This is a genomic window from Pseudomonas sp. PDM10, assembly GCF_014852295.1.
Taxonomy (GTDB): Bacteria; Pseudomonadota; Gammaproteobacteria; order Pseudomonadales; family Pseudomonadaceae; genus Aquipseudomonas.
In genome coordinates, this window is sequence record NZ_JACVBJ010000002.1 from 890,568 (window position 1) to 914,895 (window position 24,328).

Genomic DNA, 24,328 nt, shown 5'->3' on the forward strand with positions numbered 1-24,328 from the left:
ATCAGAATGTCCTCATTTCTGGTGGAACATATGGGCTGAGTTCTTTGGCTTCGGTTCTTGCAAGCGCAATAGTCTCTGCCGAGAAAGCAGGCAAAATATAATTAGTTATCAGTCTGTACGGATAACCGAATTTTTTTTCCCATTCTTGTGCCGCTATCATTCGCCGTTGTTCCAAGAAAAAGTCCATATACCAAAGTACTTTTGGTAGTATGCGGCTTGTCCATATGGAATTTTGGCATCCAAAACAGGCCCATACCTTTACACAGAGTTTGCCCGGCTCACCTCCAGGTGCATTGAACATATCCTTGCAGTCCGCTATGAGCATTTCCTGCTGTCCATTTAGTATTGCTTCGGCGGTAGCAATGTCTGTATTGATTATTTTTGCGACCTCGATCGTACTGCTCCCATCGGGGACGACCGCCCCTGAGAAGAACGCATGAAACTGATGTTGCCCATTCATAATAGCTTGATTATGGATGTCTTCAGTCATGCTATTATTAATGTAATCTACCGTTGTACTATCCCTACGATGATCGTGCCCAGCGAGACCGTAGTCACCATTGGAATGCCGATAGCTCAGTGTTTTTCGAGTTGTTCTTAGTCGATCCGCACGTAGTTGCAGGGGGGCACCGTCGTCATGATTAAGTTTGTGGCGTTCAGCGAATTGGCAGACGGCCCTAGCAAAGGAGTTGGAAGTTGGGGCTGAAATGGAATTGGAGCGTTTATGTTTTATAACCAGCCACAGTGACTCGTCGTTTGAGAGTTCATGGCAGCGATCGGATAGCTTCAGATACGTTCGTATTAAGCCTCCTGGGCTAAATGTTCCCTCAGTTCTAACGGGAAGAACCATAGGGCCGGATGATCTTAGTTTTACATAGTGGAGTAGGGTTTCGTGTGGGGTTGTGTGTTTTTCGTCGAGACAGTTTCGTTTTAGCCTCATCGCGCTCTCAGGGTTTAATGCTGTTTTTATGCACAGCAACAGATAAAACGGTATCATGTCCTCCAGAATCGGATATATCGCGCGGATAGCTTCTGATGTTTTACGCCACTGGTAATTGGTTTGTTTCCGTAATTCTTTTGACGAGACGAACTGCCCTCCGTTCACATTTTCCAGAAACCAAACTTGATTCTCCAGTTTGGCCCACCCATACTCTCGTGGGTCTTTGCCGTGGTGACGTAGCTCCTCTGCTTCAGTTGAGAGCCTGGCTATTGTTTTTCTAATATCATCACGACACGCCTTCTCGATTTGGTAAAACTCATGATCGGTATAGGGTTGCTTGTGCGCGATCCTGATAGGCCTGTTGTTACCTGATCCCAAACAGAGTTGTTGAAGAACGTCTTCGGAAATTGTTCCAGGATTGATGTTCTCGATATTGAGGAGGAGTCGCTTGATTCGCGCCAGCCTTTGGTACCCTGTACTTGCACCGGCTAAAGACATGAAGCCCTCTGATAACTCGCTCAGCACAGGAACAGTAATATCATCAAGCTTGTTGATTGGGGCTGCACCAGACGCTTCGCGTTTTTGCATGACCCGCTCGAAAGTGCACAAGAGATGGTGGTAGCTATGCATGCTCGAAGGAGATCCGCACGCATCGACTGCGTGCTGGACTCCAATCAAAAGAGACTGCGCCAACGCAGGACGCTCACCTAGTACGGAGAGATCAACCCACCCCATACCACGGTTCGGGAAAGTGCGCTCGATCCTAAGGGGCCTGGGTCCTTGAGTGATCAATGGTTCTTCTTGCGCCATCGCATCGAAGCTAATCCGATTCTGACGAAGGGAGGGAAGCGGCGGGTCGGCATTTTCCTTCATATGCCTTCCTCGTATTTCAGCAGCTCCTCGATATCGCTAAACTCTGCTGACCATTCACTGATCGCTAGGTCAGTTAATCTGTCATGAAGGTTGATGTAATCCAGGTATTTATAGGTCGTAGTTATCTGTGAGTGCCCGAGCAATTGTTGGATTTTTCGTACGGGGTCCTCGCAGATGCGCAGGTAAGTCTGTTTGTCGAGCGGTATATTCTCTTGGTGGGTCTTATTCACCATCAGTTGGATCAGCTTTGAAAGGGTATAGATAGCAAAGGAGTGGCGGAGGAAATGCGGAGTGCAGTCTATGCCAGAAGTGATCGCAGCACGCTGGAAGAACTTCTCGACGGCATTCCTCGACAAGGGAGTACCCTCTTCGTTAACCCATATTTCTTTGGGGGCAATGTACATCGGGTCACGCTTCTCGCGTTTCTCCAAATGAATACTTCTTTCGTCCTCGCAGTACCGATGCGCATCCCGTAGAATCTGCTTAGGAATACGAATCAACCTACTTTTTTGTCCCTTTGTCGTTTCCCGTCTCAATGTGAACGGTACCGATTTCATCTCCGCGAACTGAGCGTCGTCCGGATCTGGAAGCTCGTCATAGCACATCAGCAAAGCTTCGCTAATGCGCATACCGGTTTGAATTAGAAGCGTCGATAACACAATATTTCGTGACGAGGCTCTAGAGCGTCGACCGCCCACCTTCCGCAGTCCCCCAATAAAGATGCGAAACTGTTCGACAGTAAGAAAACGGACTCTGTTCTCAGAGCCTCTGTCGTGCATGGCCACTCCATCCTTGACCAAGTGGGTCCCACCGCCCAGAAGAGTTCGCTTCCACTTGTACGGGACGGGGGTTTCGGGGATAAGCTTTTGCCACAAGGCCCATTCATAGAACCGGGCGATGGCGGCCATACCTAGGTTCCAAGTGCTGGCGCAAACTCCGCCGACTTGATGCCTCACGCGGTAGTAAGCGCGCAAGTCATGGGACTTTGCTTGACGCCACGTTTTGCCCTGAGCCGAAAGCCAACGAAACCACAGCTGCAATTGTTCGGCATACGTCCGAAGTGTTCCGATACTGCGAGCGCCATCTGCGGAGACGAAGCTGAAAAAACCGCTCAAATCGTAATCATAGAGGCCGGTTTCTGTGAGGAAAAACGGAAGTCCATCGAACAGCCCTATTCCCTGGATAACCTCCGCGACATGATTCTCGGATAACCGGTACGGTTCTCCGTCAACAAGGAGAGGCGATCCATCAATGACGATTGTGTCTTTTAAACTGGACACATCAGTATAAAACAGATGCATGAAACCCTCCCGGGTCGACCCGTCGCCAATCGGCCATCGGAATCAGCACAGGCAAGGATAGCTTCATAGCACTGATCCACAAGTCGACGGAGGTGCTTTAGATTTCAAGCTGTACTGTCTTTGTGTTCTCCAGTGGCATGCAGTATTAGTCGCTCGTAATGAGACGGCCTGATGGGTCCACCAAATCGTTTTATGTCAGCGGCTACTTTGAAGAAACCAAGCTGCCGCGAATCGAGGAGGGCGACCGGGTCAGGATCGAATTGATGAGCGGCGAAACCTTCGGCGGCACCGTGCAAAGCATTGCCTTCGCCATTTCCGACCGGGAGAACCTGCCCGGCGGTCGCCTGCTGGCCAACATCAACCCCAGTTACACCTGGGTCAAACTGGCACAACGGGTACCGGTGCGGATACAGATCGACGCCGATTACGCAGCCAAAAACCGACTGCGTGCCGGGACCACGGCCACCGTAACAATCCTGGAAACCCGCAATACTCAAGAACACCGCTAATCCCCTTGTGGGAGCGGGCTTGCTCGCGAATGCGGTGTGTCAGTCGACATAATCTTGCCTGACACACCGCCTTCGCGAGCAAGTCGGATCGCCGCACCGCCGCTCCCACAGGGATAGGCGTTGAATTCGGGATCGGCAAAAAAAAGCCCCGCGACCGAATGAGGCGCAGGGCAAAGGAATTGGCTGGTTGCGACCAACCAAAAGGAGCTCGTTAAAACTTTACTTGCTGGCGACCGTCTCTGGTTGCCAGCCACCGCCCAGGGCTTTGTAAATCGCGACAATGCCGCGATACAGATCGACTTCGGCTTGGGCCTGAGTGTCTTCGGCCGCCAGGCGCTCACGCTGGGCGTCGAGCAGGACGAGGAAGTCCGCCGTGCCTTCGCGGTAGCGAATTTGGGCGAGGTCGGCCGCGGCGCGGCTGGATTCGCTCTGACGGATCAGCGAGATCAGGCGTTGCTGACGTTTGCCGTAGTCGCTAAAGGCGTTTTCCGATTCTTCCAGCGCCAACAGTACTTGCTGCTCGTAGGTCGCCAAGGCGCCTTCGGCATCCGCATCGGCACCCCGTAGACGAGCGCGCACGCTGCCAAGGTCGAACGCCGCCCAGGTAATGCTTGGGCCCAGTGCCCAGGCGTTGGCCGCCGAAGAACCGATTTGCGAACCGCGCCCGGCGGTGAAGCCAAGGAAACCGCTGAGGCTGACCCGTGGGAACAAATCAGCCTTGGCCACGCCGATTCGGGCGGTGGCGGAGGCCAGTTTGCGCTCGGCGCTCAGAATGTCCGGGCGACGTTGCAGCAGTTCACCCGGATCACCGATCGGCAGGGCCTTGGCGATCGCCGGCAAGTCTTTTGGACTCAGGTCGACGGTCAGCTTGTCCGGACGTTCGCCCAACAGAGTGGCGATGCGGTTTTTCTGCCGAACCTGTTCGGCCTGCAATTGCGGCACGCTGGCTTCGACGGACGCCAGGCGTGCATCGGCGCGAACCACATCGAGCTGATCGCCGACGCCGGCATCACGCAGGCTGACGGTGATCTTGCTCGATTCCTGCTGGTTGTTCAGGTTGGCCAGGGCGATCTTTTCCCGCAGCTGCGCACCGCGCAGTTGACCGTAGGCATCCACCAGTTCGGCAATCATCGAGACTTGCAGTTGGTACAGATCGGCTTCGAGCGCTTGCTGTTCGGCGTCGGCAGACTCCAGATTGCGCTGGATACGGCCAAACAGGTCGATCTCCCACGCCATGTCCAGGCCCAGGTCGTAGCGTTCGCTATTGACCCGCTTGGTGGTCTGGCCCGGGATCTGACCCTTGGCCAGGTCACTGCTGGCCCGGCTGGTGATGGTTGGCATGGCGTCATTGCTGACGTCATCACGAATCGCTCGCGCTGCTTTCCAGCGGGCAAAGGCCACGCGCAAATCACGGTTGCCTTTCAGCGATTGAGTCACCAACTGGTTGAGGGTCGGGTCTTCGAACTGCTGCCACCAGATGCCTTCGAAACGCGAGCGGTCGAAGTTCTTCTGACCGGCGCTGCCATCGGTGGCGGTGGTGATGTTGGCCGGCTCAGTGGCTGGAGTCTTGTAGTCCGGGCCGACGGCACAGGCGCTCAGGGCCAGTACCAGAAGGCTCGGCAGGAAGGCTTTCAGACTCATTGTTGCGCCTCCAGTTGGTTTTCCAGTTTTAGCGCCTTGGCCGCTTTGCGTTTTTCACCGCGCTCCACAAAGTTACGAATCAGTACGTAGAACACTGGCGTCAGCAACAGACCGAAGAAGGTCACCCCGAGCATCCCGGAGAACACTGCCACACCCATGGCATGACGCATTTCGGCACCGGCACCGCTGGAGAACACCAGAGGCACAACACCCATGATGAACGCGAAGGAAGTCATCAGGATCGGGCGCAGACGCAGACGGCAAGCTTCGAGCACCGCAGCCAGCGGGTTCATGCCTTCGTCCTGCTGTTTATCCTTGGCAAACTCGACGATCAGAATCGCGTTCTTACAGGCAAGTCCCACCAGTACGATCAAGCCGATCTGGGTGAAGATGTTGTTGTCGCCTCCCGAAGCAATCACACCGGTGATGGCCGACAGCAGGGTCATCGGTACGATCAGGATTACCGCCAGTGGCAGGCTCCAGCTTTCGTATTGCGCCGCGAGTACCAGGAACGCCAGCAGTACGCAGAGCGGGAACACGAACAGCGCGGTGTTACCGGACAGAATCTGCTGGTAGGTCAGGTCGGTCCACTCGTAGGTCATGCCGTTCGGAAGTTCTTCCTTGAGCAGTTTCTCGATGGCCGCTTGAGCCTGGCCGGAGCTGTAGCCGGGGGCTGCCGCGCCGTTGATTTCTGCGGTGATGAAGCCGTTGTAGTGCATCACGCGGTCCGGGCCCGAGGTGTCGCTGACCTTGATGAAGGTCGCCAGCGGGATCATCTCGCCTTTGTTGTTACGCACTTTCAGCTGACCGATCTGGTCCGGTTCGAGACGGAACTGCTGTTCAGCCTGAACGTTGACCTGGTAGGTGCGACCGAAGCGGTTGAAGTCGTTGGCATACAGCGAACCCAGATAGATCTGCAGGGTGTCGAAGATGTCGCTGACGGCCACGCCGTGGGTCTTGGCTTTTTCGCGGTCGATAGCGGCATCGACTTGCGGCACGTTCACGGTGTAGCTGGTGAACAGGGCGGCCAGTTCCGGCACGTTGTGGCTCTTGGTGATGATGTTCATGGTTTCTTTGTACAGCTCGTCATAGCCCAGGTTGCCCCGGTCTTCGATCTGCAGACGGAAACCACCAATGGTGCCCAGGCCTTGTACCGGCGGCGGCGGGAAGATCGCCATGTAGGCTTCCTGAATCCCGGCGTACTGGCCGTTCAAGGCACCGGCAATCGCACCGGCAGACATGCTCGGGTCTTTACGCTGGTCGAACGGTTTCAGGGTAACAAACACGATGCCGGCGTTAGGGCTGTTGGTGAAACCGTTGATCGACAGGCCCGGGAAGGCCACGGCACTTTCCACGCCCGGCTGTTTCAGGGCGAGATCGGACATGCGTTTGATCACGTCTTCGGTACGGTCCAGGCTCGAGGCATCCGGCAGTTGCGCGAAGGCCACCAGGTATTGCTTGTCCTGGCCGGGTACGAAACCGGTCGGGGTGTTGGCGAAACCGAAGAAGGTCAGCACCATCAGGCCTGCGTACAGCAGCAGGGCGATGCCGCTGCTGCGGATAACCCGGCCCACGGTGCCGACATAACCATGGCTGGCCTTGTCGAAGAAGCGGTTGAACGGACGGAACAGCCAGCCACCGAAAATCTTGTCGAGGACCTTGGAGAAACGGTCCTTCGGTGCGTCATGGCTTTTGAGCAACACTGCAGCCAGGGCAGGCGACAGGGTCAGCGAGTTGAACGCCGAGATCACAGTCGAGATCGCAATGGTCAGGGCGAACTGCTTGTAGAACTGCCCGGTCAACCCGGAGATGAAGGCCGCCGGGATAAACACCGCACACAGCACCAGCGCCGTCGCGATGATCGGGCCGGTTACTTCACGCATCGCACGTTTGGTTGCTTCGACCGGCGTCAATCCCAGTCCGATATTTCGCTCGACGTTCTCCACCACCACGATGGCGTCGTCCACCACGATACCGATGGCCAATACCAGGCCGAACAGTGACAGGGCGTTCAGCGAGAAGCCGAACAGGTGCATCACGGCAAACGTACCGATCAGCGAAACCGGCACCGCCACCAATGGAATGATCGAGGCGCGCCAGGTTTGCAGGAACAGGATCACCACCAGCACAACGAGGATCAGCGCTTCGAAGAGGGTGTGCACCACCGCCTCGATGGAACCACGCACGAAGATCGTCGGGTCATAGACGATGCTGAAGTCCATGCCTTCCGGGAAGCCCTTTTTCAGCTCCGCCATCTTGTCGCGCACTTCGTTGGAGATTTCGATCGCGTTGGAACCAGGGCGCTGGAAGATCGGGATCGCCACTGCCGGTTGGTTGTTCAGCAGCGAACGCAACGCGTATTGGCTGGAACCCAACTCAATGCGAGCGATATCTTTCAGACGAGTGATTTCACCGTTTTCGCCGGAGCGAATGATGATGTTCTCGAACTCTTCTTCAGAAACCAGACGACCTTGCGTGTTGACCGACAGCTGGAACGCTGTGGCATTCGGCGCGGGTGGCGCACCCAGTGCACCGGCAGCCACTTGACGGTTCTGTTCACGAATCGCAGTCACGACATCGGTCGCAGTCAGATTGCGCGAAGCAGTCTTGTTCGGATCGAGCCACACACGCAGCGAGTAATCGCCCATGCCGAACAGCTGCACATCACCGACACCGCCCAGACGCGCCAGCTCATCCTTGATGTTGAGCAAGGCGTAGTTGGACAGGTAAAGCATGTCGTAGCGTTTGTCCGGCGAGGTCAAGTGCACAACCATGGTCAGGTCGGGCGAAGCCTTGTCCACGGTGATACCAATGCGCGTCACTTCTTCTGGAAGTTTCGGCTCGGTCCGGGTCACGCGGTTCTGCACCTGTACCTGTGCGTTGTCCAGGTCGGTGCCCAGCGCAAAGGTGATGGTCAGGGTGATTTTGCCGTCAGCGGTGGACTGCGAGGACATGTACAGCATGTTCTCGACGCCGGTGATCGCTTGCTCCAATGGAGCAGCCACGGTTTCACCGATGACTTTAGGGTTGGCACCCGGGAAGTTCGCACGAACCACAACGGTCGGCGGAACCACTTCCGGGTATTCGCTGATCGGCAACTGGAACAGCGAGATAGCGCCGGCGATCAGGATCAGCAGCGAAAGTACCGCTGCAAAGATCGGCCGTGAAATGAAGAATTGGGAAAAATTCATCGTAGAGATCCCTTAACCGCGTGGAGTCGCAGCAGCCAGTTTCACAACCGAACCCGGCGCGACCTTGGCAGGTGCGACTTGGGGCAGGTTGCTGGCTTCCAGCGCTTGTCGTTGTTGTGCAAGTGCCGCGAGGGTTTGTTCGCTGGCCATCGGGATCACTTCTGGGGTGACCGGTGAACCAGGGCGAACCCGTTGCAGCCCCTTGACGATGACGGTGTCGTCCTTGTTCAGGCCGCTGCGCACGATGCGCAAACCTTCGATCTTCGGACCCAGCTCGACCGAGCGGTAAACAGTCTTGTTATCGGCATCCATCACCAGCACGAACTTTTTACCCAGATCGGTACCGACCGCTTCGTCGTTGATCAGCACGGCAGAATAGGTGCCGCTGCCGACCAGTTTCAGACGGGCATACAGGCCTGGGGTGTAGGCGCCGTCGCTGTTGTCGAACACGGCACGACCGCGGATGGTGCCGGTTTTCGGGTTGACCTGGTTGTCGACGAAGTTCATCACGCCCTGGTGTGGGTTGCCGTCTTCGTTGGAGAGGCCGAGGTATACCGGCGTGGTCGCACCGCGTTTGCCCTGGCGAGCGAGCTGGGTGTATTTGAGGAACACACGCTCGTCAGCGTCGAAGTAGGCATAGACCTTGTCGGTGGACACCACACTGGTCAGCGCGGTGGTATCGGCGGTCACCAGGTTACCGGCGGTGATTTCCGCACGGCTGACGCGGCCACTGATCGGCGCGGTGACACGGGTGAAGCTCAGGTTCAGTTTGGCCAGGTCCAGTTGCGCCTGGAGGGCACCGACGGCGGCGCGGGCTTCTTGAGCAGCGCTGGTGCGCGAATCGGCCAGCTCGGCGGAGATCGCGTTGCTGGTGCGCAGACGTTCGCCACGCTGGGACTCGTTTTCGCTGCGGGTGGCGTTGGCGCGGGACTGGGCGACCAGAGCTTCGAGGCGGCGGACCTCGGCCTGGAATGGACGCGGGTCGATCTGGAACAGCAGGTCGCCTTTCTTGACCAAAGCGCCTTCAGTAAAGGCCACTTCATCGATCTGGCCAGAGACCCGTGGACGTATTTCTACGGTTTCCGGGGCTTCGAGGCGCCCGGTGAATTCGTCCCACTCGTTAACCGGTTGTTCCAGCACCTTGGCCACGCTGACCTTGGCTGCGGGCATAGTGGCGGCCGTGTCCGGAGTCTTGCCGCAGGCGCTCATCACCAGTACGGCCAGCAGGGCCAATGGGAAGCGTAAATGTTTGAGTGATTGTTCCATGGATGCATCCGCCAATGTATTGAGAATGGACGGATGATGCTCGGCGAGGATGTATCGCACGAATCGAATGAGCTAAAGGTAACTATCATTCGGAATGATATAAGCGCCAGCCAAGCTCTCTAGCGTGCACCTTTCGTTAGGCGGCTATCAATTGGATTGATGACAATTCTGTGTTGCGGGGAATGCAAAAGTTAGACGTAGAGTCGCTGCCATCGCGAGCAAGCCCGCTCCCACATTGAGTCTGTGATGTTCACAAATCCCTGTGGGAGCGGGCTTGCCCGCGAAGAGGCCATCAGCCCTCATGACAATCAGGATCAGGCCAAACTATCCGGATCACCAAAGAACATCTGAATTCGCGAGCGTAACCAACGCTCGCCCGGATCATTATCCTGCGACCCACGCCAGGCCATGTGCAATTCAAAACTGCGCACCGGCAACGGCGGGTCTTCAGCCCGCACACCGCCGGCCGCAGTCAGCGCTTCAGCCGTGTAATCCGGCACGGTCGCGACAATATCGGTCCCGCTGATGAGTGTGCTGAGTCCGTTGAACTGCGGCACCGCGAGCACCACATGGCGTTTGCGTCCGAGCTTTTCCAGTTCTTCATCTATAAAGCCGCTCAGGTCACCGGCGAACGATACCAGTGCATGAGGCCGCGCACAGAAATCATCCAGGCTCAACGGCCCTGGCACCGTGTCGGCCCGCAACAGCTTCGGCATGCTGCGGCGCAGTACTTTGCGCTTGGCGTTGGCCGGCAGGTCGGCGGTGTAGCTGACGCCGATGGAAATCTCGCCCGAGGCCAGCAGGCTCGGCATCAGGATGTAGTTGGCCCGACGCACTACCAGCACGATCCCTGGGGATTCGGCGCGCAGGCGCTTGAGCAGCATTGGCAGCAGTGCGAACTCGACATCGTCCGACAGACCGATACGAAACACCGCGGTGCTGGTCGCCGGATCGAATTCCGCCGCACGACTGACCGCGGTGGAAATCGAATCCAGTGCAGGCGAGAGCAGGGCGAAGATTTCCACCGCCCGGGCGGACGGTTCCATGCTGCGGCCGGTACGCACGAACAACGGATCATCGAACAGCCCGCGCAGGCGCGAGAGCGCCGCACTGATGGCCGGCTGGCCGAGGAACAGTTTCTCCGCAGCGCGGGTCACACTGCGTTCGTGCATCAATGTTTCGAAAACGATCAACAGGTTCAGGTCGACACGACGCAGGTCATTACGATTCATCTGGAGTCCTGGCAGAGTCATCAAGCTTGACGAGAGCGGCCATATGAGAACAATGGCCGGCATGAATATTACGGGGAAAGGCTGCTACTCTGCACCGAGTAATTCAGTTTTCCTGAAAAGGGCTGCTTCGGTTTTCACGGCATTTGACGATGTCGCCGGCGCTGCGGAATCAATGACAGGCATGTCGACTATTAATAGCCACTGATAGTCTTGGGTAGAAAGCCCAGATAGAGTTCATGGCATTAGAGGTTTCTTTGACGAGGTTTGCGATGTCCCGCACGATCCGTTTTCACAAGTTTGGTCCAGCCGAGGTGCTCAAATGCGAAGAGCATGCGGCCGCTCTCCCTGCGCCGGGCGAAGTGCAGGTGCGCGTCGAGGCGATTGGCATCAGCTGGTACGACATTCTCTGGCGCCAGAACCTGGCCTCATCCCACGCTCGTCTGCCTTCAGGCCTTGGCCATGAAATGGCCGGCGTCGTGACGGCGCTCGGCGAGGGCGTCGATGATCTGGCAATCGGCGACAAGGTCGCCAGCTTCCCGGCTGAAAGCCCGAACGATTATCCGGTCTACGGCGAACAGATCGTCCTGCCGCGCACGGCACTGACCCGCTACCCGGACGTGCTCAGCCCGATCGAAGCCAGCGTGCATTACACGCCGTTGCTGATCGCTTACTTCGCTTATGTCGATCTGGCACGGGTCAAACCTGGGCAATTCGCCCTGGTGACCGACGCCAGTCACTGTGCCGGTCCGTCCTTTGTACAACTGGGCAAGGCTCTGGGTATCCGGGTCATTGCCGCGACCAAGACCGCAGAAGAGCGTGAAAACCTGCTGTCCCTGGGTGCCGAGAAAGTCATCGTCACCGAAGAACAGGATCTGCTGATGCAGATCAACAAGATCACCGACAACCGTGGCGTGGACGTTGTGTTCGACGGTCTCGGCGGTCCACAGATGTCGTTGCTTGGCGATGTGCTTGCGCCTCGTGGCAGCCTGGTGTTGTACGGGCTGCAAGGTGGCAACCAGACGCCGTTCCCGGCCTGCGCAGCGTTCCAGAAGAACATCCAGTTCTTTGTGCACTGCATCGGCAACTTCACTGGCAAGCCTGAGCTGGGCATCATCCAGGACCAGGTCGCACTGCAACGCGCCTTGCGCGACATCAACCAGATGACCGCCGACCGCGTGCTGCTGCCGCTCAAGACTCGGGTCTTCCCGTTTTCCGAGTTTGTAGAAGCACACCGTTACATGGACGAATGCCCATGCCGCGAACGGGTCGCCCTCCAGGTCGAACCTGCATAAGCCCTTGAAATAAGCCCCTTCTGCAAGAGTCCGTGCCCCCACGGACTCTTCTGTTTTCAGCCCCTGCCAAAATGAGACGTCCCATTGCGCTGTCAATGGGGCAGTTCAGCAACTGAACTGGTTTTTGCTCGCAATCTGTATCTTCTAATCATCATATAAGCCTTGATAATTGAATGATTACTTTCATCTCAAGGAATGAGTCATGGCTGGGTATCGGCTTGATACTTTTCAATACACACTGTTAATACATATCCGACCAATAGTTCGTCGTTGCGCAGATGCCAAAAAAACATGGGTGACTTCTTTCTCTATTTCTTGTGCTAATTGTCTGTGGGACGCTGTCGGACATTTCCTAGGATGTCGCTCGCAGCCGCAAGAGGCCGGCTCTACAGGGGTTGGCAGCCACCTACCCCTGGTGGGAGCAGGGGAGACTTCCAGTTATTTCAAATAATTACTAAAAGCTTAAGTGCTAGCATTTGGGCAATAGCGTCCAGTACTTCAATCGTGGCAAGCAACCCATTGCGCAATGCGTGTCGTTGTTGGCGCGATATCGAACTTACAAGCATCAGGTAAATAAAGATGACCAATATCCATGACCAAGCGATGAACTATGTCTATCAGCAAGTGTTGCAGCGATTGCTGAGTTTCTTCTCGCGCGCCGAACGCACGGCATTGCAGCTGATGATTCAGCGACTGGTGGTGGCCGCGGGGGGCATGGAGCATATTGGCGATTACAAGGTCCTGGCGATTCAGTCCGGGTCCCGCGACAGTTGTTACACCCTGGCGCTGCTGCGCGCCGCGCAGCTGAGTATCGCCGGCCGGGCGCCAGCGACATTCCAGTTGCGAGTGGCATCCTTGCGCTTGAACGACGCAAGCCCGACGGCCCTGGAAAACATCCATCGCAGCTACAGCGCCTTGTTCCTCTACGACGATCCTCGGGTCGAAGTGTTGATGGTTGATAACCGTGAAGTCCTGCCGTTCAACCACCTGGCGCCGATTTCCGAAGGCGGCCGTGAGTCGAATCGGCTCAATCTTTTGATGGTGGGCCATTGTCGCGCCTGGAATGGGCCGCTTGATCTGTGGGACGACGGGTATCTGGCTACCGGCGAGTTCTATGGGCAAATAGCTCGTTGGGACAGCGGTGTGGATGCATTGATCAGCAGCGACTCACCTCGTCAGCAGAAGCAGTTTCTCGACGGGTTGAAACGTGCTGCCGCCAAGGCGGGGCTCAAGACCTCGAATCACCATGAAACCGGCTACGAGACGCTTTTCGCGCTGCTCGATGAACTGGGCTGCGACTGCTACCGCGCTTTTTATGCTGAGCATGACCAGGTTGCGTGGCGTCCGGCCGAACAATTCGAGACCTGTCGTCGCGCCACGTACATCGACATTCACGACTTGTTGGTCAGCAACCTGGAAGAGCGTTGGCCACTGCTCACCGAGTTTCTAGGTTTTCAACCTGACGAACTGGCGGCCCAGCTCCGCGACAACGAGTACGTCAGCCTTTCTATCTCTGCACACATGCGGGGTTTGCAGTCGTGCTTCGTGCAGGGCCGCGGCTACGAGACGGGTGTCGCCGAATTCCTGCAACGGGCATTGGTGATGATGCGGCGCAAACAACTGGCGGAACGGTTGTGCGAACAAGCGGTAGAGGCGTTCGGCAATCCGGCGACGTTGGGCGAGCAGCGCGTGCTGGCAGCGGCCGAGGCTCAAAAAAACCTTGGCCTGAGCGAGGCTCAACTGGTGTGCCTGCTCTTTTCACCTTTCGTCGAGAATGGCGCGGCGCTTGAGCTTTTTCTGCGCCAGTGCCACCCCGGCATGCTCGTGGCGATGCCTGATTTGCACCGGGCAATGCAGGGCAATCCTGTGCCAGAGCAGGTTCTGCAATGGATGACCGACGTCAGCGGGTTGCCTGTCAGCTTGATCGGCAAGCTTTACCGCATGGGCCCGGTGTCTGCTGATGAGGGTAGGGGCGGCGCGCTGGAAATCGACGGCGCGAGTGTGCAAGCCGCAACCGACTATGACGACGACACGGCGGTGGCGGATGAATGGTCAGCGGGGCGCTGAAAGTGCGTGGCTTGACAGATTTCTTGACGATGCATGATGACGTTCATACGGCATTCGGCCCTCGCCCATGAAAGGGCCACGAGAAACTGACTTCGCGTATCAGGCGGTGTACCGATATCTGACTAACCTGATCAACGCACCGGTCAGTGACACGCGAGTCCGTCTGCCTTCGTTGCGACAGTTGGCGGAGCGTCTGAGCGTGTCTATCTCGACCATTCAGTACGCTTATTCGCTGCTGGAGAAGGAAGGGCGCGTTTATTCGGTGGCCAAGTCCGGCTATTACGCGTTACCGGTGTCCTCCATCAGCACGCTCAGCAGTGGCAACGACCTGCTCGAAACCGTTTATGTCAACGCCAGACGTCCCGGAATGCTGGTCTTGAGCGCCGATGAACCGGCGTTGTTGCAACCCCTCGACAGTCCGTTGTTACTGCTGGAACGAGAACTGCTGCGTCAGTATCCGCGTCAGCCGCAACCGACATCGCAACCTTGCGGCGAGCTGGAATTGCGCATTGCCCTGGCAGCGCGCTATACCACCTCGCCGCTGCGCTGCTGGCACGCCGACGATGTCTATATTGGCGCTGACCTGCGTGGCGTGCTGGAAATTCTGATCGCGGTGTTGAATCTCAAGGACGCCACGGTGTTGGTCGAGTCGCCGTGCGATTGGGCGATTCTGCGGTTGCTCCAGGCTGCGCAGGTGCGAGTGATCGAGCTGGCGGTGCAATCGAGCGGTGGCCTGGACGTCGAATGGCTCAAGGAGCTGCTGGAGACCGAGCCGGTGCGGCTGGTGATGGTTTCATCCGGGCTGAACATGCCGCGAGGCAGCCTGGCACCCGATGACAACCGACAAGTCGTCGCGCAGTTGCTGGAGCGACATGGCAGTTGGGTGTTGGAAAACGACTGCTACGGCGAACTCGGATTCGAACCGGACGGCCAGCGGTTTCGCGACTTGCTGGACCCTGATCGGCTGATCGTGTTTTCCACCTTCGAGAAAATCATCGGACCGGAGGCGCCATACGGCTATCTGCTGTCGCGGCATTTCAGTGCTGAACTGCAACGGTACTTTCTGCTCCGATCGTTCCGCTTGTCACCGATTCGCCAGAAAGCCATTGCCCGCCTGTACGGCAATGGACGTGTTGATCAGCACCTTCAGGTATTACGGCGGATGCTCAAGGACCGCAAAGTGCAGATGACGCAACTGTTGCAGGAGCGTCTGGGGGATGCCTTGCACTTTGTCGACCCTCAGGGCGGGGCGACCGTCTGGGTTCGTTCGCTGCGCCAGGTCGATGTGCGTCGGGTGTTCCAGCGCCTGCTCAAGCACCAGGTGGTGATCGCACCGGGAGAGCTGTTCAGTCTCCAGGGCTTGCATGCGCAACACTTGCGCCTGAGTCACACCTTCGGCGGTGATCACGACCTTGGCGCGGCAATGGGCTTGTTAGGGGACGCCTTGCGTCTGGAATCGATCGATTGAACGGGGGGCACCCACCCTGCGTGACGCTCATGGATCGATCCCATCGCGCTACGGTCAAACTGCCAGTAAACTGCGTTCCTATTCCTGAACCACTCTACTTCAGAGGTTTTGCATGACACTCAGTCCTTTTGCGGGCAAACCGGCACCGGTAGAACTGTTGGTCGACATCCCGCGACTGGTAACGGCCTATTACACCGGTCGGCCCGATGCCGCCATTTCGACCCAGCGCGTAGCGTTTGGCACATCCGGGCACCGAGGCAGCTCGTTCGACTTGAGTTTCAACGAATGGCATGTTCTGGCGATCAGCCAGGCAATCTGCCTGTACCGCGAAGCCCAAGGCATTGACGGTCCGCTGTTCGTCGGCATCGACACCCACGCGTTGTCCACCCCGGCCGGCGCCAGTGCCCTTGAAGTACTGGCCGCCAACGGCGTGACGGTAATGATCGCCGAAGGTGACGAATACACCCCGACACCGGCCATTTCCCACGCCATTCTCTGCTACAACCGCGGACGCACGTCGGGCCTGGCGGACGGCATCGTCATCACGCCGTCGCACAATCCGCCGCAAAGCGGTGGCTACAAATACAACCCTACCAATGGTGGCCCGGCCGATACCCACATCACCAAGTGGATCGAAGCCAAGGCCAACGAACTGCTGAGCAACAAGCTCGCCGGCGTCAAGCGCATCAGCTACGAGCAGGCGCTGAAGGCCAGCACGACCCATCGTCACGACTACCTCAATACCTATGTTGCCGACCTGATCAACGTGATCGACTTCGACGCCATCCGTGATGCCAAACTGCGTCTGGGTGTCGATCCGCTGGGCGGAGCAGGGGTGCGCTACTGGTCGGCGATTGCCGAGCATTACCGTCTGGATCTGGAAGTGGTCAACAAACAGGTCGATCCGACCTTCCGCTTCATGACGGTCGACTGGGATGGTCAGATCCGTATGGACCCATCGTCCACTCACGCCATGCAGGGCCTTATCGGTCTGAAAGAGCGTTTCGACGTAGCTTTCGCGTGCGATCCGGACCACGATCGCCATGGCATCGTGACCCCGTCCGGTGGTTTGCTCGCGCCGAACAACTACCTTGCCGTATCGATCGATTACCTGTTCCAGAACCGTCCGCAGTGGCGCGCCGATGCGGCCGTGGGTAAAACCGTGGTCAGCAGCGGCTTGATCGATCGTGTGGCAAAACGTCTGGGGCGTCGCCTGTACGAAGTGCCGGTCGGCTTCAAGTGGTTTGCTGACGGCCTGTTCGACGGTTCTCTGGGCTTTGGCGGCGAAGAAAGCGCCGGCGCTTCGTTCCTGCGCAAGGATGGCAGCGTCTGGTGCACCGACAAGGACGGCTTGATCCCGGCACTGCTGGCCGCAGAAATGACCGCCCGCACCGGCCGCGACCCAAGTCAGGCCTATCGCGCCTTGACCGACGAACTGGGCGAACCGTTCTCGGTGCGCGTCGATGCCAAGGCCAACCCTGAGCAGAAGACCCTGCTGAGCAAATTGTCGCCGGACCAGGTCACTTCGACCCAGCTGGCGGGCGAAGCAATCCAGAGCATCCTCAGTCACGCACCGGGTAATGACCAGGCGATCGGTGGTCTGAAAGTCATGACCGAGAACGGCTGGTTCGCGGCGCGTCCGTCGGGCACCGAAGACATCTACAAGATCTACGCTGAAAGCTTCGTCAGTGACGAACACCTCAAACAATTGGTGGCAGAAGCGCAAACACTGGTGGACGGCGCAATCTCTGCGAAGTAATCCAGAATGTAAAAAGGGGCGGCCATGACGGTCGCCCCTTTTTTTGTCCCGCGTTTACCCGATCAAGCCAGGTCCACCAGGACGATTTCACTGTCTTCGATGGCGGTCACCTGCAACACTTGCTCATCGGCAACCGCAATGCCGTCTCGAGCTTGTGCACGCAAGCCATTGACTTCAATGATGCCGGTGGCTGGTACCAGATAGGCTCGACGGCCATTGTCCAGGCGATACTCGGCGGATTCACCGGCCTTCAGGTTCGCGGCCACCAATCGCGCATCGGCTCGAATCAGCAGGCTTTGATCGTCGCCGGCCTTACCGCTCGCCAGCGTTACGAAACCCTCGCGCTGGCCTTTTGGAAAGGGCTTGGCGCCCCAGGACGGTGCCAAACCGGTTTCGTTCGGGATGATCCAGATCTGGAAGATCCTGGTCTCCGTGGCTTCCAGGTTGTATTCACTGTGGGCGATCCCGGTGCCGGCGCTCATGACCTGAACGTCGCCCGCTTCGGTACGACCCTTGTTGCCCAGGTTGTCTTCGTGAGTGATTGCGCCTTCACGGACGTAAGTGATGATTTCCATGTCTCGGTGCGGGTGTTTCGGGAACCCGGTGCCAGAGGCAATCACGTCGTCGTTCCACACCCGCAGATTGCCCCAGTTCATGCGTTTCGGGTCATGGTACTCGGCGAACGAAAAGTGGTGATGAGCATCCAACCAGCCATGGTTGGCGCCGCCCAGGGATTTGAAGGGTCTGAGTTCAAGCATGATCGTCTCCTGAAAAGGTTCGTCATGGTGCAGAGCTACTGAGCCATGAAACGCGAACCGGTGGTTGATGGGGAGCATCATCTATCAGGCATTGATCGATAAAAAGCGTAAAAAATGCCTCAATACAATCGAATAATTTGATACAAAATCACCTCGAAAGATTCTCATCCAACCTTCACTTCATCGCATAAGCCAATGACCTGTAAGCATTTCACTAGAACTGAACGGCAAATGCAGACACCATAGCCCTCAACAGCCTCACACCCTGGAGTCAGCCCGCGTGCCGCAACACACCCCCGATCTTCCTCCTGAACTTCGTCCCCTGGCCGAGATGCCGCTGCTCAAGCGTCTGGCCGCCCGGTTCTTTGGTCATGGCCTGACGCGTCTGCGCGCACAACACCGGGCATCCTGGCTGCACGGCCAGGCCGACGGCTTTCGCAGCGGGCACAGTGCCGGCGTGGATTACGGCTATAAGGAAGGCAAACTTGAAGGGTTGGAGGAAGGCCGGCAGGTATTGTTGATCCGCGACTCGCGCTCGACTGAACACCGGCCACCCAACGTTGACGAGAATCTGTTCGACGATTGGCGTCTGCCATTGAGCGCTGAGTTGAAGAAGCGCATGAAGACGGATGTCGCTCGACTGCTGCCACCGCACGCCCAGCCCAGCGCCGCGCAGTGGAAAATGATCTTCAGCGACACGCCGTCGACCTCGGTGATTGCCGGCGCGGGTGCCGGTAAGTCGACCACGTTGGTGTTGCGTATTTTGCTGCTGACCCATTATCTGGGGTTCGAGTTGAGTTCGATGACGGTGGTGACCTTTACCCGTGAATCGCGCAAAGACTTCATCAACAAACTGATCGAGCTGTTTGCACTCTGGGGCCGGTCGCTCAGTTTCAAAGAGGCGCGCGATCTGGTGCGCACCTTCCATTCGAGAATCCTGCCGATGGTTCGCAGTCTGCCGGGTTTCGAGCGGATGCAAGCCTTCGAAAACCTCAGTCACCGTGCGCAAAGCGGCGATGAGGAGGTCGACAGCAATCCTTTCGACCTGCGCATCAACGACGCCCAGCGCCAACAACTCAACGCTTGTTATCACAGCCTGCACACCCGTGATGAGCGCTTTCGCGAATTGATCAAGCCATTGTCCCGTCATGCGCTGCAACTCAAGGAGCTGGAGCGCGATCACCCGGACGTGCAGAAACGCATGGCCGTGACCGAACTGGCCGCCAAGCGTGATGAAGAACTCTGCGACGCTATCGAAGATTTGTGGTTTCGCGCGGGTGCCTGGCCAATCAAAGGCATCGAGCCGAAGCGCCACACATTCGATATCAACGGCTCGACATTTCATTGTCATGGCTATATTCCGAGCCTGGACGCTTGGGTGGTGCTGGGATTCGATCCCCGGGAAAACCCGCAGGTCAGCCGCCCCAATGCCAAATTGAGCGTGCGCGCGGAATGGGCTGTAAAACGCACCCTGTTTCAAGCTTTCTGTCGTAAACCATTGATATGGCTTGATAGTTACGAGTCATCAAAGCGTGTATTGGCGTCTCTTGGAGGCGATGCCAGTGCCGGGCCGGGCTTCGATTACAAGGTCAAGGGCGAGCTCAGCTCTGCACCGTTACTGGACTGTTTTGTCGCTGCCGCCGGATTTATCGAGAATCTTGGCCTGGATGTACCCAATGCCGTGGGCCAGATGAGTTTTGCCAAGGACGACCCCGACCGGTTTTTCTTCGAGGCCTTGAGCCTGTACTGGCGAGCGCTGGAAGATCATCTGCTCGATCAGAAGCCACCGGTGATGACCTATAACCGGATGTTCGCCTTGTTCAGTGAACATTCGCCGGAAAACCTGAAGCTGCTGAGCGATGAGCTGCTCAGGCCGATGTCGCACCTGATGATCGACGAGTTTCAGGACGTATCGCCGCAGATCGTTTCCTGGATTCGCGCGAGCCTGGCGGAAGTCCGCAGTCGGGGGCCGGCCATGCACGTGGGGCGCGGCGCACAACGTTCGTCGTTGCTCTGTGTCGGCGATGACTGGCAATCCATCTACGGCTGGCGGGGCAGTTCGCCGACGTACTTCATGGAATTCAACAAGGAATTCCCTTCACCCAGCACGACCAAAGTCATGCTGAGCGACAACTACCGCAGTCACCAGCACATCATCGATGCTGCCGAACATATCGTTCGTGCGGCGCCGGCGATTGCGGGCAAGAAGGCCAAGGCCAGTGGCGAGCCGAAGGCATTACTGCCGGTTAACGTTCTCGATCGTGACGATCAAGGCATGGCCAAACGCCTGATGGAGCATTACAAAAAGGGCGATTCAATCTTGATGCTTTATCGAAAAAGCAGCGATAAGTTATTGATAGAAGAGCATATTCAGTCTGTAGTTAATGTGGATTCTAGCTTGCCGTATGAAGCGCGAAGGCTCAAGCAACTGACTTATCACAGCGCCAAGGGACTTCAGGCCGACGCCGTGTTCCTGCTGGGTGATTGTCAGCACCTGACCAGTTCACCGTACAAGAACCAGGTCTACCGCATGGCAGGTCTGGGTAAGTCAGGCGACAGCGAAGCGTACGACAGCGCACAGAAAGACGAGATCCTGCGACTGGCTTACGTCGGCATCACTCGGGCGGTGAGTCATTGCTATTGGTATGTCGATGGGCAAGACACCCAGGCGGCCAACCTGCCTAAAGCGTCCGATCGGATCGGCAAGGGCAAGGCGTTCTTTGCCGACCACCGACAGGGCAAGACATCGGCGTGAACCGTAAAAAATCGTCGCGCACAAAAAAGCCCACTCAACGTGGGCTTGTTGTTGAAGGTACAGCCTTCAGGCATAGCTCCTGAGGGCGGCTGGCGGAATGAAAGCCTCAAGCTCGTCTTCCACCGCTTCGATTATTCGTTCTACATCCGCAGCATTCATTACTGTCGCGCAAGGAATTCCGGCGATGGCGATCATGGTCTCGCCACTGGCACGGTCAAATAGACGGGCAATCATGCTGCCCGGCGCATCCATGCTCGCCTCGAAACCCATGGGATGAAAATGCCAGCGCATCAGCTGGCAGGCGTTTGGAAAGGTGACTTTGCTGAACCCTCTATTCATATATAGCCCGCCTTATTCATCGAGCGCTTCCTTTAGCTCATGTTAGGAGGGAAGAACCTTCAATGGCTCAACCGGTGACTGCCTTTAAAAGTAGCAGCCAAATGTGAAAACAATGTGGTTTTTTCAGGCCGTTTAGCGATTGGTTCAGTTTTTTTGATGCAGGTCATGGAAATGGTCGGTGTTCCGCCGTTGGCCACCACTGGTTGGTCATTGAAGCTGAGACGGAATTTCGGCAAGCTCGGCTTTTTCTCGCCGAGTCCTTTATGCACGCCGATGATGATGGTCCGCTGCAAAACCAGGCCACGGGCGACACGGTGATGCGTTATCACTTGCGCTGGAAACACCGGGACCTGGACGGGGTGATGGCGCTCTATCATCCAGAGATCCAGTACAGCGATTTTTTCCAGAACCGTGTGATGGGGCTGTCCGAATTACGTGAATACGTGCGCAGCAGCATGCCCCGCGATCCCGATGAGGCCCTGGAGCACTCGGACCGTATTCGTCTGGACGGCAACACGGCGTTCATTCAGTACCGTATAACCCTGCGCGGCGGTGAAGGCCTGGTGTCGTTTCGGGCCAGCGAGGCGATTACCGTACGTGACGGACTGATCTGGCGGGTCAACGAATACGCCTCGCTGGTGCATGAACAGCCCTCCAGCAAAGCCGCCAGCAGCCAACGCCCGGCGGTCAGTCGGCTCGGGCTGTCGGCACGCCAGCTGAGTTTCATGGCTGAAGACTTGCAGCAATATTTTCAGCGCCAACAACCTTATCTCGATCCCGAACTCGACCTGCAACGGGTGGCGAAGGAGTGCGGGTACAGCCGCAATCAGATTTCCTATCTGCTGAATCAGGTGCTTGGCCAGAGCTTCTACCGATACGTCAACCAGGCGCGCCTGCAGCATTTGCTCACGGCACTGGATAACGCCACGCCGCCACTGCGTATCGACGAACTGGCGTTTGCCGCCGGGTTCAATTCGTTGTCGGCGTTTTACAGCTGCTTCCGTCAGCACACCGGCCAGTCGCCCAAGGCCTACGTAAAACAAATTTCTTTGCGTGCACGCGCGCAAGACAGCCTCTGAGTCCACGCACTAGGATCGACGCCATCGAAGTTTGAGTGGCGGAGTCTTGCATGTCGGCGTGGCGCACTATCAGTTTGTGGATGGATCAACTCGACGAGCCATTATTGGCGCGTCCGGCGCTGGAACAGGATCTGGACGTCGACGTCGCCATCATTGGCGCCGGATACACCGGCCTCTGGACCGCGTACTACCTCAAACGCCAGGCGCCCGACCTGAGCATTGCCATCGTTGAAGCGCAAACCGCCGGTTTTGGCGCCTCGGGGCGTAACGGCGGCTGGCTGATGGGCAATGTGCTGGGCGAAGACCGCTTGCTCGCCGACTTGTCGCCCGAACAGCGTCGGGCTTCTTTCGATTTGCTGCACGGCATTCCGGATGAAGTCGGGATCATCCTTGAGCGTGAAGACATCAGCTGCGATTACCGCAAAGGCGGGGCGTTGTATTGCGCTGCCCGCTATCCGGAACAGGAAGCCAGCCTTCGGCACTATCTCGACACGCTCTATCGCCAGGGATTGACCGAAAGCGATTACCGCTGGCTAAACCCCGAGCAGTTGGCGCAACAGATCAGAGTCGCCAAACCTTATGGCGGTATCTATGCACCGCACGTTGCGACCCTTCACCCGGCAAAGTTGGTGCGAGGTCTGGCTCGGACGGTGGAGAAAATGGGCGTCAGGATTTACGAGAACAGCCCGGTCACCCAATGGCAATCGGGTGGCCTGCACACGGCGAAAGCCTCGGTTCGCAGCCGTTGGATCGTGCCGGCGGTTGAAGGTTACTCAGTCACCTTGCCACCGTTGGGACGTTATCAGTTGCCGGTGCAAAGCTTGATAGTGGCCACCGAGCCGTTATCCGCTGCCACGTGGGATGAAATCGGCCTGAGTCGCGGCCAGGCCTTCAGCGAAAGCAGTCGCCAGGTCACTTACGGTCAGCGCACGGCTGACAACCGGTTGGTGTTCGGCGCCCGGGGCGGTTATCAGTTTGCTGCCAAGTTGCGCCATGACTTCGACTTGACCACCAGCGAAGTAGAGCTGCGGCGTTATCTGTTTGGCGAACTCTTCCCGCAGCTCAAGAACGTGCAGATTACCCATGCCTGGGGCGGCAATCTGGGAATGTCCCGGCGTTTCAAGCCGCACATGCTGTGCGATCAGGCCAGCGGCATCGCCTTGTCGGGAGGCTATGGCGGGGAGGGCGTCGGTGCCAGCAACCTGGGTGGCCGGACGCTGGCCGACCTGATTCTGCAGCGCGACACCGAGCTGGTTCGCCAGCCGTGGGTCATCCAGGGAGGGCTCGACGCGCTCCGGGCCTGGGAGCCGGAGCCCTGCCGCTGGCTTGGTTACAACGCGATCATCCGCAGCTTCGTCCATGAAGACCAGACCCTGGCCAACCCGGCCACCGCACCCTGGCGTCGCAAACTGGCCACCGGTATTGCCGGCTTCATGGAAGGTTTCATGCAGTAAATGGTGCGTTCTTCATCTACAGGCTCAATCGACAGGTACTCCCATGAGCATCACGCAATTCAAGCACACCGCAACCCTGGAGCTGGAAGCGTCGAATCCGGTCGCCGTACCACTGGGCTTGCCCGTGGCAGTGGCCTCGACTTCCAGCGTTGAACGCGACGATGGCGTCGAAACCGGCGTCTGGGAATGCACGCCCGGCCGCTGGCGACGGCAGATCGTCGCCCAGGAGTTCTGTCACTTCATCCAGGGGCGCTGCACATTTACCCCCGATGACGGTGAAACCCTGCACATAGAAGCCGGCGATGCACTGATGTTGCCAGCCAACAGCCTCGGTATCTGGGATATCCAGGAAACCGTGCGCAAGACCTACGTTTTGATTTTTTGATCCTCTGATTGCCTGCCAA

At 57.5% G+C, this 24,328-nt stretch carries 16 protein-coding genes and 1 pseudogene; 9 read left to right on the top strand and 8 right to left on the bottom strand.

The genetic code is table 11. From position 1 onward, the window contains the following. Position 1: 1 nt before the first annotated feature. Together IB252_RS10705 and IB252_RS10710 are read right to left on the bottom strand one after the other, a co-directional pair. The gene (locus IB252_RS10705) at positions 2–1,813 is read right to left on the bottom strand and encodes a hypothetical protein (protein WP_192408477.1); all 1,812 of its coding nucleotides are present in this window, start codon (positions 1,811–1,813) and stop codon (positions 2–4) included. Further along, positions 1,810–3,114, bottom strand: a complete 1,305-nt coding sequence (locus IB252_RS10710) for a tyrosine-type recombinase/integrase (RefSeq protein ID WP_192408478.1) — start codon at positions 3,112–3,114, stop codon at positions 1,810–1,812. Before IB252_RS10710 ends, IB252_RS10705 begins: the two co-directional genes overlap by 4 nt. Positions 3,115–3,299: 185 nt before the next feature. Between IB252_RS10710 and IB252_RS10715 the strand changes: the two are divergent. Continuing rightward, positions 3,300–3,623: pseudogene (locus IB252_RS10715) on the top strand (HlyD family secretion protein); the annotation flags it as partial. 219 nt (positions 3,624–3,842) lie between these two features. On the opposite strand, the gene IB252_RS10720 reads toward IB252_RS10715, so the two are convergent. The 4 genes from IB252_RS10720 to IB252_RS10735 all read right to left on the bottom strand — a co-directional run bounded on the left by IB252_RS10720 (position 3,843) and on the right by IB252_RS10735 (position 10,953). Further along, a complete protein-coding gene (locus IB252_RS10720) occupies positions 3,843–5,264 on the bottom strand; it encodes an efflux transporter outer membrane subunit (RefSeq protein WP_192408479.1) in 1,422 nt (473 codons plus the stop codon). Beyond that, entirely contained in the window at positions 5,261–8,455 is a 3,195-nt protein-coding gene (locus IB252_RS10725; RefSeq protein ID WP_192408480.1) for an efflux RND transporter permease subunit, read from the bottom strand. The genes IB252_RS10720 and IB252_RS10725 overlap by 4 nt, the downstream gene beginning before the upstream one ends. Before the next feature lie 12 nt (positions 8,456–8,467). Beyond that, positions 8,468–9,721: a multidrug efflux RND transporter periplasmic adaptor subunit MexE gene (gene mexE, locus IB252_RS10730; protein ID WP_008156373.1), complete on the bottom strand. Its 1,254-nt coding sequence runs from the start codon at positions 9,719–9,721 to the stop codon at positions 8,468–8,470. A 314-nt stretch (positions 9,722–10,035) separates the two neighbouring features. Further along, a complete protein-coding gene (locus tag IB252_RS10735) occupies positions 10,036–10,953 on the bottom strand; it encodes a LysR family transcriptional regulator (RefSeq protein ID WP_008156370.1) in 918 nt (305 codons plus the stop codon). A 269-nt stretch (positions 10,954–11,222) separates the two neighbouring features. Here IB252_RS10735 and IB252_RS10740 point away from each other — a divergent pair, with 269 nt between their 5' ends. The 4 genes from IB252_RS10740 to pgm all read left to right on the top strand — a co-directional run bounded on the left by IB252_RS10740 (position 11,223) and on the right by pgm (position 17,539). Then, complete coding sequence (locus tag IB252_RS10740) at positions 11,223–12,245, top strand: zinc-dependent alcohol dehydrogenase family protein (RefSeq protein WP_192408481.1); 1,023 nt, start codon at positions 11,223–11,225, stop codon at positions 12,243–12,245. A 579-nt stretch (positions 12,246–12,824) separates the two neighbouring features. Next, on the top strand, positions 12,825–14,312 hold the full coding sequence (locus IB252_RS10745; RefSeq protein WP_192408482.1) for a hypothetical protein: 1,488 nt from the start codon (positions 12,825–12,827) through the stop codon (positions 14,310–14,312). Between the two features lie 67 nt (positions 14,313–14,379). Then, positions 14,380–15,780, top strand: coding sequence for a PLP-dependent aminotransferase family protein (locus IB252_RS10750; protein WP_192408483.1), 1,401 nt, complete (start codon positions 14,380–14,382; stop codon positions 15,778–15,780). A gap of 112 nt (positions 15,781–15,892) precedes the next feature. Further along, complete coding sequence (gene pgm, locus IB252_RS10755) at positions 15,893–17,539, top strand: phosphoglucomutase (alpha-D-glucose-1,6-bisphosphate-dependent) (protein ID WP_192408484.1); 1,647 nt, start codon at positions 15,893–15,895, stop codon at positions 17,537–17,539. 62 nt (positions 17,540–17,601) lie between these two features. Here the strand turns inward: pgm and IB252_RS10760 are convergent, their stop codons facing one another. Next, the gene (locus IB252_RS10760; protein ID WP_192408485.1) at positions 17,602–18,297 is read right to left on the bottom strand and encodes a pirin family protein; all 696 of its coding nucleotides are present in this window, start codon (positions 18,295–18,297) and stop codon (positions 17,602–17,604) included. Positions 18,298–18,577: 280 nt separating this feature from the next. On the opposite strand from IB252_RS10760, the gene IB252_RS10765 reads away from it, so the two are divergent. Further along, positions 18,578–21,052 carry a UvrD-helicase domain-containing protein gene (locus IB252_RS10765; protein WP_192408486.1) on the top strand — a complete coding sequence of 825 codons (2,475 nt, stop codon included), beginning with the start codon at positions 18,578–18,580 and terminating at the stop codon, positions 21,050–21,052. Positions 21,053–21,118: 66 nt separating this feature from the next. On the opposite strand, the gene IB252_RS10770 is transcribed toward IB252_RS10765, so the two are convergent. Beyond that, positions 21,119–21,391, bottom strand: coding sequence for a DUF1652 domain-containing protein (locus IB252_RS10770; RefSeq protein ID WP_111449976.1), 273 nt, complete (start codon positions 21,389–21,391; stop codon positions 21,119–21,121). A 263-nt stretch (positions 21,392–21,654) separates the two neighbouring features. Here IB252_RS10770 and IB252_RS10775 point away from each other — a divergent pair, with 263 nt between their 5' ends. From IB252_RS10775 to IB252_RS10785, 3 genes are read left to right on the top strand one after another with little or no spacing between them, the layout of a single operon-like run. Next, entirely contained in the window at positions 21,655–22,470 is an 816-nt protein-coding gene (locus IB252_RS10775) for a helix-turn-helix domain-containing protein (protein WP_192408487.1), read from the top strand. Positions 22,471–22,520: 50 nt separating this feature from the next. Beyond that, entirely contained in the window at positions 22,521–23,924 is a 1,404-nt protein-coding gene (locus IB252_RS10780) for an NAD(P)/FAD-dependent oxidoreductase (RefSeq protein WP_192408488.1), read from the top strand. A gap of 43 nt (positions 23,925–23,967) precedes the next feature. Further along, the gene (locus IB252_RS10785; RefSeq protein WP_192408489.1) at positions 23,968–24,309 is read left to right on the top strand and encodes a cupin domain-containing protein; all 342 of its coding nucleotides are present in this window, start codon (positions 23,968–23,970) and stop codon (positions 24,307–24,309) included. Positions 24,310–24,328: the final 19 nt, after the last annotated feature.